Raw genomic sequence first — 12,763 nt, 5'->3', positions numbered from 1 at the left:
CCCCGTCGCACCCGAACCCCGTCACCGGCCGCCGGGGGGGCTGTGGCCGAGGGGCTGGGTGCCTCCGCCAAGGCCGGGATCGCCGCCGCGGTGGCGGTGGCCGCGACCGCGGGGCTCGTGTGGGCGCTGTCGGGCGGCCCGCAGACCTCACCGGAGCGCGAGGCACGGCCGGGCGTCGCGCAGCCCGTCGTACCGGAGCCGACCCCGACGCCGACCGCCACGCACAGCCCGGAGCCGGTTCCTGTGCGGCATGCCGAGCCGGCGCCCCCGTCGGCACCCGCACCGCGCCCGAGTCCGAAGCCGACCCCCGTACGGACGCCGACGCCCAGTCCCGAGCCGGTGGTCGTGGTGCCGGAGGTGTCGGAGAGTCCCGCTCCTGTGCCGCCTCCGACGCCCACGCCGAGCAGGACGCCGAGCCCGGCACCGAGCCCGACGCCCTCTCCGACACCGCCTCCGTCGCCTGCCGAGTACCAGGTCAGCCGGCTGCCGTTCGGGCAGTTCGGGGATCAGAGCGGGCCCGAGTTGCGACTCGGCGGGTCGAGTCCGCTGTGGCAGCGGGGCGGCATGTCGATCGGCGGCACGCAGTACGCGCACGGGGTCACCGTGCACCCGAGGTCGTCGGTGACCGTCGACCTCAACCGCGCCTGCTCGACCTATGTGGCGTTCGCCGGACTCGACGACACGTCGCTGAAGCTGGGATCCGTGCGGTTCTCGGTGTACGGGGACGGGGTTCGGCTGTGGCAGTCACCGGTGGTCGGAGGGGGTGACCCGGCGGTGTCCGTGCGCGTCGGCATCGCCGGACGCGCCACGCTGCGGCTGGTTGTGGAGCCCGTCGGCAAGCCGTTCGGCAGAGTGGCTCTCGCGGACTGGGCGGAGGCGCGGATCACCTGCGCGGGGCAGCGCTAGTACCGGCACAGCGAAGGAAGACAGGCACAGTGGAGCATGATCAGGCAGCCTCGCCTGCCGTTTCGACCACCCGTGACGACGCTTTCGGGGAGGTTCGGGTAGTCCTGGACACCGCGGCGGGAGTGGTGACCGTCAGCGGCGACAGGGTGCCGACGGTCGTCATACGCCGCCGGGCCGGGGACGACGTCGAGGTGAACGCGCACATCCCGGTCGGCACGCGGGACGGCGGACTGCTGTCGCTCACCGTCGACGGGCACAGCGTGCCGGTGCGGCCCGGCAAGGGGCGGCTGACGCGGCGGTCGTTCCGGGCCGATGCCGCCTATGGCGGCGACCGGTACCGGCTCGTACCGGACTCGATGGTGGGGAGTCGGCTGCTGCGCGGACGGCAGCGCCTCGGGGAGTTCTCGTCCGACGGGGACGGGGTGGTGCTCGCGGAGTGGCGGGGTGACGCCGACGTACGCGCGGTGGAGGCGGCACTCGGGTATGCGCTGGCGGCGGCGTTCGGAACCGGGGCGCAGCCGATGTGGATGCTGGCGCTGGACGCGTTGGGGGATCTGATTCCTGGCTGATCCCCGGTTCCCGGTGCCCGGTCTTTGATGTCCCGGTTCCCGGCTGCGGGTCGGAGCAGGGGTGCTCAGGCGCGGAGGCTCGGCCGGGCCGGGCGGGGTGGGATGCCGGTGGCGAGGGCGCGTTGGCGGGGTGCGGCGGCGCCGGTCCAGCAGGTGCCGCGGCGGGCGACCAGACGGCGCAGCCACAGTTCGGTGGAGACCAGGTCGGCCAGGCCGTCGAGGGCGTCGGGTGCGCCGGGTCCGCCGTCGGCTGCGTCCCGCAGGGCCTCGCGGACGACCCGGGCCTCGATGAGACCGGCGTCGGCGAGGAGCGGCGCGTCGAACAGGGCGAGGAGCTGGGGCAGGGCGGCGCGGAGCCCGGTGTGTGCGGCGGCCGTCGAGGGGGCGTGCGAGGTGGCTCCCCAGCCGGTCGGCAGGTGGTGGATACCGCTGCCCGCGAGGACGGCGCGCAGGATGTCGGCACGGGCGTCCGGCCGGACCCGCAGGGCTTCCGGGAGGTCGCGGCAGGCCCGTACGACCTGGTTGTCGAGGAACGGGGCGTGCAGGCGCTGGCTGCGGATCTCGGCGGCCTGTTCCAGGACGCGGTGGTCGGCGGCGTGCCGGGTGAGGGCGGCGCGGGCGCGGGCCTCGCCGGGGCGCTGGACGGAGGTGGGGCGGGTCGCGGCCTGGTGGAGGCGGGCGGCGACGTCCGCGAGGGCCTCGCCGGTGAGCCAGCGGGCGGCAGGACCGGGGCGGGACCAGGCGAGCGCGGCGAGGGACGCGTCGACCGGGCCGCCGGGGCCTGCGAAGCGGCCCGGTTCGCGGCCGTCCGCCGGGGCCGTGGCGACGCGCGCGTGGGGGACGTCGGCGAGGCGGGCGGCGGCGGCTTCCAGCCCTGCGCGGTAGGGGGTACGGGCGAGCCTGCGCGCGGCCCGGTACACGGTGAGCGGCACGAGGAGCGAGCCCGCGGACGGGCCGGATGCCTTGGCGAGAGCGGTGACGGGCCGCAGCAGGTGGCGGCGTCTGCGGTCCATGAGGAGGTCCGCGAGGCGCGCCGGGTGGGCGTCGAGGACCTGGCGGGCGCCGTGTCCGGTGAGGTGGTCGGCGCTGCCCGCGGCGAGGCGGCGGCGGTGGCGGGGGGCGGTGACGAGGGACGGGCCGGGTTCGTCGGTGAGGGGGATGTCGAGGTCGGCGTACGGGAGGGCCTCCTCGCCCGCGGCGACGACGACGTGGTGGAGGCGGGGGTTCTCCGCGAGGGCGCGGGCGCGTTCGAGTTCGGCGGTGCGGGCGGGGTCGTGGCCGCCGGGGGACAGGTCGTTGAAGGTGACAGCGAGGAGGCGTTCGCCGGATTCGGCGGCGGAGCCGTGACCGGGGGTCGGGCCCGGGCCGACGTGGCCGGGCCCGGAGGCGGTGCCCCGGCCCGGGGCCCTGCCAGGGCTGGTGCCCGGGGCCGTGCGCGGGGTGAAGGCGGGGCCCGTGGCGCCCAGGGTGCCGGGGATGATGCCGGGGACGCCGGGGAGTCCCGCGGCGAGGAGGGCGAGGGTGCTGGAGGCGCTGCCGCCGGACAGGTCGGCGCCGATGCCGGGCGCCGGGGTGGGGGTGCCGCGGGCGGCACGGCGGGCGGCGGGGCCCATGCCGGGGACGGGGCCGGGGTCCGGCTGCGGGGTGGCGGGGGCGTGCCGGGGGGCGGTGAGGCGGGCCCGGACGGCTTCGACGAGGGCGTCGCGCACGGCTTCGATGGCACGGTCCGGGTCGAGCTGGGGCGCGGCGACGGCGAGCGAGGAGACCGTCTCGTATCCGGTGATCTCGCGGGAGCCTTCGCGCAGGACGAGGGCGTGGCCGGGCGGGACCCGTCGGACGCCGGTGTAGGGGGTGGAGTCGCGCAGGATCTCGGGGGTTTCGGGGCAGGCGAGGAGGGCGGCGAGGTGCCCTATGTCGAGCTGGGCCTCGATGAGGTCGGCCAGGGGGAGGGCGGCGGTGGCGTAGGCGGTGCCGTCGGCCCAGGGGGTGTGGAAGACGGGGCGGGCGCCGGCGAGGTCGGCGGCGATGGTGATGCGGCGGCCGGTCCTGACGACGGCGGTGTAGCTGCCGGGCCAGGCGGTGAGGTGGCGGATGGCTCCGCCTCGGGCGGCGAGGAGGCCGACCTTGAGTTCGTCGTCGCTGGCGGCGCAGCAGCCGAGGACGGCGAGGCGGGTGTCGGGGGCGACGGTGACGACGCGGAGTTCGTCGGGGCGCCAGTCGCCCACGGCCCACAGGGGGTCGGGGTCGCCCCAGAGGAGCTGGCCGCCGACGGGCTGCAGGGCGGGGCCGTCGTCGAGGAGCCCGTCGCCGGGCATGCGGTGGGTGTTCCGGCCGTTGGTGCGGCTGCTGTCGTGGGGGGTGCCGTCGGTGTGAATGCCGGTGTGGCTCGTGCCGAAGCGCGCGGCGATACTGCTCCATCCCACCAGCCAGCGCATCGCCGCCTCCACAGCCTGTGGACAACTCCAGCCGCATCAGGCCCACTCGGCCCGGCAGAGGCCGAGAGCGCCGTGGAGGACATGCTGCCACGACAACAGCGCGCGAGGAGGGTGTCCGGGCGGCGCGCGTGCGAATGGGAAAGCGCCCCCGGCAATTGGCCGTGGTGAGGGGCGGGGCGCCGGGTCTGGTCCGCGGCGGGCCTCTTCGCGGTTCGACCAGTCGAACGATAGGCGTCATTCAGCCAATCTCCGCGCCCACCGGACCGCACGTCCGGCGACAGGCCGCGTGCTCACGCGTCCCCCGAGCACTCGGCAGCCCCGCGCGCGCCCGGCCCGGGAGGCGCTGCTCACCCCCCGGACCGGTCCGCCGCCCGCGGGGAATGAGGCGGCGGTGTCCCCCAGCCCGCTGGTACCTGCCCAGCGGGCCGACCCACGCAGCACCATGGAAGCCCTGCCCCCACAAGGCGGGCCAGAGCGCACGGACGGGCGCACGGCCACACACCGGGAGCACGGTGAGCGGGGCGGCAGAGCGTCGGGCGCACGCCAACTTCCCTTACGCACAACAATCCCGCCATAGGGAACACCGCCTCTTAACGGTGGGGATGCGGCGAACTACGCTGGGTTTACGAATGCCGCGCGCCTATGCCTGGCAGTGCGGCGGCCGTCTGGGTGTCGAGGGGTGGCGCGCAATGTCCAGGGAGCTACGCGGACCGAACGAGAAGCTCGGCACCGTTCTCGCCCTCGCCGGGATCAGCAACGCCGGTCTGGCCCGGCGGGTCAACGACCTGGGGGCGCAACGCGGGCTGACCCTGCGGTACGACAAGACGTCGGTGGCCCGGTGGGTGTCGAAGGGAATGATCCCGCAGGGTGCCGCGCCGCATCTGATCGCCGCCGCCATCGGCCAGAAGTTGGGCCGCCCGGTGCCCCTGCACGAGATCGGCCTGGCGGACGCGGACCCGGCACCCGAGGTGGGGCTGACGTTTCCGCGCGATGTGGGCGAGGCCGTGAAGGCGGCGACCGAGCTGTACCGGCTGGACCTCGCGGGGCGGCGGGGCGGCGGCGGCATCTGGCAGTCGCTGGCAGGGTCGTTCGCGGTGAGCGCGTACGCCACGCCCGCGTCACGCTGGCTGATCACACCGGCCGACCCGTCGGTGGAACGGCCGGCCCCGCGTCCGGACGGCGCACCGGGGGGCACGGCGGGCGCACCGGTCGCACCCGGGTCGCGGAGCGGACCCGGGGCTGATCGGGCCGCCCCCGGCGGCAGCCCCTCCGGTACGGGCTCCGCCGGTGCGGGTCCCGCCGCGCCCGGCCGCTCCGGTACGGGCTCCGCCGGCGCCCCCGGACCGGGCAGGCAGGCCCCCGGACACCCGCCCGCGGGGACACACCGAGGCGACCCAGCCGCTCCCGGCGCCGCGAGCGCCGCCTCCACCACCGGCCCCGCCCCCGGCCAGGTCACCTCCCAGGAGCCGTCCGCCCCCGCGCCCGTGGCGGCCGTCCCGCCGCCCGCGGGCCCGGCCACGGCGGCCGTTCCGGCCGGGGCGCCGGAGGAACTGCCCGACGGGGGCCACGCGCGCGTGGGTCACAGCGATGTGGCGAAACTGCGCGAGGCCGCCGAGGACGCCCGGCGCTGGGACTCCAAGTACGGCGGCGGGGACTGGCGTTCGTCGATGGTGCCGGAGTGCCTGCGGGTCGACGCGGCGCCGCTCCTCCTCGGCTCGTACTCGGACGAGGTGGGCCGGGCCCTGTTCGGGGCGACCGCCGAGCTGACCCGGCTGGCAGGCTGGATGGCCTTCGACACGGGCCAGCAGGAGGCCGCACAGCGCTACTACATCCAGGCGCTGCGTCTCGCGCGCGCGGCGGCCGATGTGCCGCTCGGCGGCTATGTCCTGGCGTCGATGTCGCTCCAGGCCACCTACAGAGGGTTCGCGGACGAGGGCGTGGACCTGGCGCAGGCGGCACTGGAACGCAACCGGGGCCTGGCCACCGCCCGCACCATGTCGTTCTTCCGGCTGGTCGAGGCCCGGGCGCACGCCAAGGCGGGGGACGCGGCGGCGGCGGGTGCCGCGCTGAAGGCGGCCGAGGTGTGGCTGGAACGTTCCCGCGCGGGCGACGCCGATCCGTCGTGGCTGGGCTTCTACTCGTACGACCGGTTCGCCGCCGACGCCGCCGAGTGCTACCGGGACCTGAAGGCGCCGCGTCAGGTGCGCAGGTTCACGGAGCAGGCGCTGTCGCGGCCCACGGAGGAGTACGTGCGGTCGCACGGGCTGCGGCTGGTGGTGAGCGCGGTGGCCGAGCTGGAGTCGGGCAACCTCGACGCGGCGTGTGCGGCGGGGGTGCGGGCGGTGGAGGTGGCCGGGCGGATCTCGTCGGCCCGTACGAAGGAGTACGTACGGGATCTGCTGAACCGGCTGGAGCCGTACGGGGACGAGCCGCGCGTCGCGGAGCTGCGGGAACGGGCGCGTCCCCTGCTGTCGGCCCCGGCGTAGGCCGGCGGCCCCGTACGGGCGCGGGGCCTCGGCCCCACCTGGCGTGATCCATCTCCCACCCCCTTCGACGTCTGGTTTAACGGCGTTGTCGGCGGGCCAGTGCACTATCGGGGTGGGAGGTGGCACAGGTGTCCGGGTTCGGCGGCGGCATGTTCGACTGTGACGTCCTGGTGATCGGCGGAGGGATCGTCGGGCTGTCGACGGCGTACGCGCTGACGCGGGCGGCCCCCGGCACACGGGTCACCGTCCTGGAGAAGGAGCCGGGCCCCGCGCGGCACCAGACGGGCCGCAACAGCGGTGTCATCCACAGCGGCATCTACTACCGGCCCGGTTCGCTGAAGGCGCGGTACGCGGTGCGGGGCGCGGCCGAGATGGTGAAGTTCTGCGCCGAGTACGGGCTGCCGCACGAGGTCACCGGCAAGCTGATCGTCGCCACGGACCGGTCCGAGCTGCCCCGCCTGCACGCTCTGGCACAGCGCGGCCGCGAGAACGGCATCCCCGTGCGGGAGCTGGGCCCCGCGCAGATCAGTGAGTACGAGCCTCAGGTGCGGGGCCTGGCTGCCGTCCATGTCGGCACGACGGGGATCTGCGACTACGGCGCGGTGGCCGCGCGGCTGGCGGACGCCTCCGGGGCGGAGGTTCGGTACGGCGCGCGGGTCACCGTCGTGGACCGGCGCCCGTGGGGTGTGGCGGTCCGGACGGCGGCCGGGGAGGTGGTCCGCGCACGCGTGCTGGTGAACTGCGCCGGGCTGCACTGCGACGCGGTGGCGCGGCTCGCCGGGGACGACCCGGGGGTGCGGATCGTGCCGTTCCGGGGTGAGTACTACGAGCTGGAGCGCCCGGAGCTGGTGCGGGGCCTGGTGTATCCGGTGCCGGACCCGGCGTTTCCGTTCCTTGGGGTGCATCTGACGCGGGGCGTGGACGGGGGCGTGCATGTGGGGCCGAACGCGGTGCCCGCGCTGGCGCGGGAGGGGTATCGCTGGCCGGTGGTGCGGCCCCGGGAGCTGGCGGGAACCCTGGCGTGGCCGGGCGCGTGGCGGATCGCGCGGCGGCACTGGCGGTACGGGGCGGGGGAACTGCACCGGTCGTGGTCGAGGCGGGCGTTCACGGAGGCCGTGCGGCGGCTGCTGCCGGAGGTGACGGCAGAGGATCTGCGGCCCGCGCCGGCCGGGGTGCGGGCCCAGGCCGTGCTGCGGGACGGGACGCTGGTGGACGACTTCCTGATCCATGAGGCGGCGCGCACGGTGCATGTGCTGAACGCGCCCTCACCCGCGGCGACGGCGTCCCTGCCGATCGGCAGGGAGGTGGCGCGGCGGGCCCTGGCGCAGCTGGGCGGTGAGGGGGGCTGAGGGCCGGGTACGGCGGGGGGTGGCCGCCGGGGCCGGGGCGGCGCGTGGGCACCGTACCGCTTCGGGCTCCGGCCTTCCGTGCGTCCGCGTCCCGGCGTGTCCCGTGCTCTGAGCACGTCCCGTCTCTCCGCGCGCTCCTCACCACCTCTGCGGGCTCCGTACTATGGACGGCACTGTGTCCGAGAGAACCGCGATGACCACCAGCACCGAACCCGCCCCCTTCGACGAGCCCCGCACCGAGCCCGTCGTCGGGCGCCAGGACGGACAGTCGGCCGTGCCCGTGCGCCGGGAGAGCCGGATGTTCCCGGACGGCAGCGGGCCGTCCCCCGACCCCGCCGGGTCGCATTTCGAGCGGCGGATCCGCAGCTTCCAGCCACGCCGCTCCCGGGTGACCGCGGGACAGGCGGAGGCACTGCGGCGGTTGTGGGGCGCGTGGGGCCTCGACATCGACGGGCAGCGGGTGCTGGATCTGGACGAGATGTTCGGCGGGCCGCCGGTCGTCCTGGAGATCGGTTTCGGGATGGGCGAGGCGACCGCGCGGATGGCCGCCGACGATCCGTCGACGGGCATCCTCGCCGTGGACGTGCACACGCCCGGCCAGGGCAATCTGCTGGCGCTCGCGGAGCGGGCGGGGCTGTCCAACGTCCGGGTCGCCAACGGCGACGCGATCATCCTGCTGCGGGAGATGCTGGCGCCGGACGCGCTGGACGGCGTCCGGGTGTACTTCCCGGACCCGTGGCCCAAGAAGCGGCACCACAAGCGGCGGCTGATCCAGCCCGCGTTCCTGGACCTGGTCGCGACGCGGATGCGGCCGGGGGCCGTGCTGCACTGCGCCACCGACTGGGAGCCGTACGCGGAGCAGATGCTGGAGGTGCTGACCGCGCACCCCGCGTTCGAGAACACGGCGCCGAACGGCGGGTACGCGCCGCGGCCCGCGTTCCGGCCGCTGACCCGCTTCGAGGGCCAGGGGCTGGACAAGGGGCATGCGGTGCACGACCTGTTGTTCCGCCGCACCGCGTAACAGGCCCGCCGGGTAACCGGACTTCCCTGCGGCAGGTCTGCCGCGTAACCGGACTGCCCCCGCGACCGGCCCTTCCCGCGATCGGCGTGCGGTGACGGCGAGAACACGGTCGCGGACTGTCGGTGGCCCCGTTTAGGGTCGTCTGGTGTCAGAGTCGCGCACCCAGCACGTTCCGCCGCCGGGCCCGGGGACAGGCCCGCCGCGGGCCGCTTCGTCGTATCCGCCTCACGCACCTGCGGCCGCCCCGCCTGCCGGAGGACCCGCGCCGGTCATTCCGGCACGGGACGGGGAGGCCCCGGTCTTCGACGCCGTACCGGAGCGGGCGCGGTGGCGCTACCGGCCGCGGCGGGCCTTCTGGCGCAGCAGGGTGGTGCGCGCCACGGCCGTGATCCTGGTGCTCGGGCTGTGCGCCCTGGTGATCCTGGCTCTGGTCCGTGAGGAGACCGGTACGGCCGGGTTCCTGGTGGGGCTGGGGCTCGCGGTACTGCCGGTGCCGCTGCTGCTGGCGGCGTTCCGGTGGCTGGACCGGGTGGAGCCGGGGCCTTGGAAGAACCTGCTGTTCGCTTTCGCCTGGGGGGCGTTCGCGGCGGCGCTGATGTCGCTGCTGGCCAACACCTTCGCGATCCGGTGGATAGCCACGGCGACCGCCGACCGGGCGTCCGCCGACGTGCTCGGGGCGACGGTCGTGGCCCCGGTCGTGGAGGAGACCGCCAAGGCGTGCGCGATCCTGCTGGTGTTCCTGTTCCGCAGAAGGGACTTCACGAGCCTGGTCGACGGGGTCGTCATAGCCGGGTTCACGGCGACGGGCTTCGCGTTCACCGAGAACATCCTCTATCTGGGCACCGCGTTCGGCGAGGACCAGGAGACCGGAACGACATCCGGCATCGCGTCGGTGACGGCGGCGACGTTCTTCGTCCGGGTGGTGATGTCGCCGTTCGCGCACCCGCTGTTCACGGTGTGCACCGGGATCGGTTTCGGGGTCGCCGCGGCGATGGCCGGACGGTGGCGGCGCGGCTTCCGCCGGGTCGCCCGCGTGATCGTGCCGCCGGCCGGACTGGCCCTGGCGATGGGGCTGCACGCGCTGTGGAACGGCTCGACGACGTTCGGGCCGCTGGGGTTCTTCCTCGTGTACGGGGCGTTCATGCTGCCGGTGCTGGGGCTGCTGACGTGGTTCGCGGTGTGGTCGCGGCAGCGGGAGCTGCGGACCGTCGCCGCGGAGCTTCCCGCGTACGCCGCGGCGGGCTGGCTCGCGCCGGACGAGCCGCCGGCCCTGTCCTCGATGCGGGCCCGGGGAGTGGCCCGGGGGTACGCGGCTCGGACGTTCGGCCGGCCCGCGTCGCGGGCCGTGGGCGAGTACGAGGCGTTCGCGACGTCCCTGGCGTTCCTGCGGTACCGGTCGCGGCGCGGCCTGGTGGCCCCGGACTTCACGGCACGCGAGCAGGAACTGCTGCACCACATGTGGCAACGCCGCCAGGTGGCGGGCCCGGCGCTCACCTACGCGGCCCGCGCCACCGGCCGCGCGTGGACCCCGCCCCCGCACCGCGACTACACGGGCTACAACCCGTACCGGGCCTGAGGGCCGGGAAGAACGGGCGGGTCGGTGGAAGGGGAGGCACGGCGGCGGATCCCCTTCCCCCGGCCACGGGGCGCCGCGCGTGAAGCCGGTCGTCGTGCACGGGAAGGAACCGGCGGCCCTGGCGTCGGGGGGGTGCCGCCGGGGCCGCCGGAGTACGGGGGGTGCAGACGGTGAACCGATGCCTCGGCGCAGGCCGGTGGCTCAACGGCCCCCGTGCCTCGGTGCAGGCCGGTGGCTCAGACGGTGAGGCCCTTGCCGCGGAGCCAGGCAGCCGGGTCGACGCCCGCGCCGCTCGCGGTGTGGACCTCCAGGTGGAGGTGGGGGCCCGTCACGTTGCCGGTGGCGCCGACGCGGCCGATGGTGTCGCCCGTACCGACGGTCTGACCGGCGCTGACGGTCATCGAGGACAGGTGGCAGTACCAGACCTCGGTGCCGTCCGCGAGCTCCAGCACGATCCGGTAGCCGTACGCGCCGGACCAGCCGGCGGACTTGATGGTGCCTCCGTGGACGGCGCTCACGGGGGTGCCCGTGGGGGCCGCCAGGTCGAGACCGGTGTGGTAGCCGGACGACCACATGGAGCCGGCCTGTCCGTAGGTCGAGGTGATCGTGTACGAGGAGGTGGGCAGCGCGTAGCTCGCGGCGAGCTTGGCCAGCCGCTCGGCCTCCGCCTTGGCGGCGGCCTCGGCCTCGGCGCGCTTGCGCTCCTCTTCCTCCCGCTTGCGCTCCTCCTCGGCGGCCTTGCGCTCCGCCTCGGCCTCCTCGGCGGCGGCCTGCTGCTTCTGAGCCTCCTTGGCGGCGGCTTCGGCGGCGGCCTTCTCCGCGGCGGCCTGCGCCTCGGCCTCGGCGGACGCCTGCTGCTGCTCGGCCTGCTGGAGGATGCGGGCACGCAGTGCCTCGCCCGCGCCGGTGCCGGAGTCCGCGGGGGCGGAGCCCTGGGCGGTGGTCTCCGGGACAGCTGCGGTGAGGGCGCCGAGCGGCTCCAGGCCGCCCGTTCCCTCGGTGGAGGTGTCGGCCGTCTGAGCGGTGTCGCCCGGGTCCTGGTCGTCGCTGTCGTCGGAGACGAGGGCGCCGATGCCGGGGAGGGAGGACGCGTCCGGCAGGTCCGGGAGGGAGATGGCGATGCTGGGCTTGTCCTGCGCGGTGGCCATGCCGCCCGCGCCGACGGCCGCGATGACGCCGACGCCGAGAACGGTGGAGCTGCGGGCGAGCCCGCCGCGCTGCTTCGCGACGCGGTGCCGCCCGCGCACCGGACGAACGGTGTCCTCGGTGGGGTTCCACTCGCCCGTGGAACCAGCGGGGAGGGTGGAGAGGGCGGGGACGGTGGAGACGGCGGTGTCCTGGCCGTCCACGGAGTCCTGGTACCCGTAGGAACCGAACGGGGCATACGTGCCGGTCGCGTCGGCGTCGCCGCCGTACGAGGAGCCGTAAGGTGCTTCGGGGGCAGGCCTGTTGGACGCCACGGAGGCGCTCTCCTTTCCTTCCTTCACCGCCTACCGGGTTAGCTGACGGGTTCGGAGCAGGAAGGTCTCCTACGGGCCACATCGGCCCGATTCACCCCAAAAAGGTGGTTCCCCGGTTCCCTTGCGGGATTCGGCGCATGCGCACGGTGCCGCCTCTGCGACGGCTGCAACAACCGCGCTGCGTTATCGAACGTTAATAGAAGCCCGGGTCGTATTCCAAGCTGTTCCTACTGATCGTTCCGCGAAATCCGCATCCTCAAATCGGTCGATATGCGCAGGAAACAGGTCCAGTTGACCATCCCTCATCGACCCCATCCACCTCGCGGGTTTCTGACGGTGCGTCAATTGTTATGCGGAGGGCTGCCCTCTCGTCACTCAGCGTATCGACGCACCGAGACTGCCCCGCCGCATGGGAACACGACGAAGGCCCGATGCCTGGGCATCGGGCCTTCGTCTCTTCAAGTAGCGGGGACAGGATTTGAACCTGCGACCTCTGGGTTATGAGCCCAGCGAGCTACCGAGCTGCTCCACCCCGCGTCGGTGAACACAACCTTACGCCATTCCCGGGGCGCTCACGACCACTTTCCGCGCGGGGCGTGCTCAGGCCGCGTTCGCGAGGTCGTCGAGCAGGCCCATCAGCTCACCGTCACCGGTCCACCTCCCCTTCTCCCGCGCGTCGGTCAGCTTCCGCTGCAGGGCACCCGCCTTGTCGGCGGCCTTGCCCGTGGCGCCCTGCTGGAGCTTCTTGTCGATCTCCGCGATCTCCCGCTGCGCCTCCCGGTAGAGGCGCGGATCCATCCCGCCTTCCTGCGCCGCCAGCGCCGACGCCAGGTCTCCCCCGGCACTCCGGGTGGGCGGCGCGGTGGCCGAGCGGGCCGCCGACGCGGCGGCGGAGCCGGTGGAGGCGGGCGACGGCGCCCCGGAGGCCGTCGGGGCGCGGCCGGGACTCGCCGTCCCGGCG

At 74.9% G+C, this 12,763-nt stretch carries 8 protein-coding genes, 1 tRNA gene, 1 pseudogene and 1 riboswitch; of the genes and pseudogenes, 6 read left to right on the top strand and 4 right to left on the bottom strand.

The genetic code is table 11. From position 1 onward, the window contains the following. Both I3F58_RS28140 and I3F58_RS28135 read left to right on the top strand, forming a co-directional pair. Positions 1-906 (top strand): NPCBM/NEW2 domain-containing protein (locus I3F58_RS28140; RefSeq protein ID WP_240111531.1); only part of this gene is annotated, 906 nt, incomplete at its 5' end. 29 nt (positions 907-935) lie between these two features. Next, positions 936-1,475: a hypothetical protein gene (locus I3F58_RS28135; RefSeq protein ID WP_240111530.1), complete on the top strand. Its 540-nt coding sequence runs from the start codon at positions 936-938 to the stop codon at positions 1,473-1,475. A 65-nt stretch (positions 1,476-1,540) separates the two neighbouring features. Here I3F58_RS28135 and I3F58_RS28130 read toward each other — a convergent pair whose 3' ends face one another. Beyond that, complete coding sequence (locus tag I3F58_RS28130) at positions 1,541-3,790, bottom strand: asparagine synthase-related protein (RefSeq protein ID WP_374208054.1); 2,250 nt, start codon at positions 3,788-3,790, stop codon at positions 1,541-1,543. A gap of 809 nt (positions 3,791-4,599) precedes the next feature. Between I3F58_RS28130 and I3F58_RS28125 the strand changes: the two genes are divergently transcribed. From I3F58_RS28125 to I3F58_RS28110, 4 genes are all read left to right on the top strand, one after another. After that, positions 4,600-6,396, top strand: coding sequence for a sporulation protein (locus I3F58_RS28125; protein WP_240111528.1), 1,797 nt, complete (start codon positions 4,600-4,602; stop codon positions 6,394-6,396). A 149-nt stretch (positions 6,397-6,545) separates the two neighbouring features. Further along, positions 6,546-7,745 (top strand): L-2-hydroxyglutarate oxidase, encoded by a 1,200-nt coding sequence (gene lhgO, locus I3F58_RS28120; RefSeq protein ID WP_240111534.1) that lies wholly within the window; start codon positions 6,546-6,548, stop codon positions 7,743-7,745. A 193-nt stretch (positions 7,746-7,938) separates the two neighbouring features. Next, positions 7,939-8,766 (top strand): tRNA (guanosine(46)-N7)-methyltransferase TrmB, encoded by an 828-nt coding sequence (gene trmB, locus I3F58_RS28115; RefSeq protein ID WP_374208053.1) that lies wholly within the window; start codon positions 7,939-7,941, stop codon positions 8,764-8,766. 271 nt (positions 8,767-9,037) lie between these two features. Then, positions 9,038-10,342, top strand: a complete 1,305-nt coding sequence (locus I3F58_RS28110; protein ID WP_240111532.1) for a PrsW family intramembrane metalloprotease — start codon at positions 9,038-9,040, stop codon at positions 10,340-10,342. A gap of 236 nt (positions 10,343-10,578) precedes the next feature. On the opposite strand, the gene I3F58_RS28105 is transcribed toward I3F58_RS28110, so the two are convergent. The 3 genes and pseudogenes from I3F58_RS28105 to I3F58_RS28095 all read right to left on the bottom strand — a co-directional run. Continuing rightward, on the bottom strand, positions 10,579-11,802 hold the full coding sequence (locus I3F58_RS28105; RefSeq protein ID WP_240111527.1) for a M23 family metallopeptidase: 1,224 nt from the start codon (positions 11,800-11,802) through the stop codon (positions 10,579-10,581). Positions 11,803-11,814: 12 nt separating this feature from the next. Further along, positions 11,815-11,948: riboswitch (cyclic di-AMP (ydaO/yuaA leader) on the bottom strand. A 317-nt stretch (positions 11,949-12,265) separates the two neighbouring features. After that, positions 12,266-12,339: transfer RNA gene (locus I3F58_RS28100), tRNA-Met, on the bottom strand. A gap of 63 nt (positions 12,340-12,402) precedes the next feature. Next, positions 12,403-12,763, bottom strand: a pseudogene (locus I3F58_RS28095) (hypothetical protein); the annotation flags it as partial.

Source organism: Streptomyces sp. MUM 203J, from assembly GCF_022414595.1.
Taxonomy (GTDB): domain Bacteria; phylum Actinomycetota; class Actinomycetes; order Streptomycetales; family Streptomycetaceae; genus Streptomyces.
This window is presented reverse-complemented; position numbering and strand designations above follow the sequence as displayed.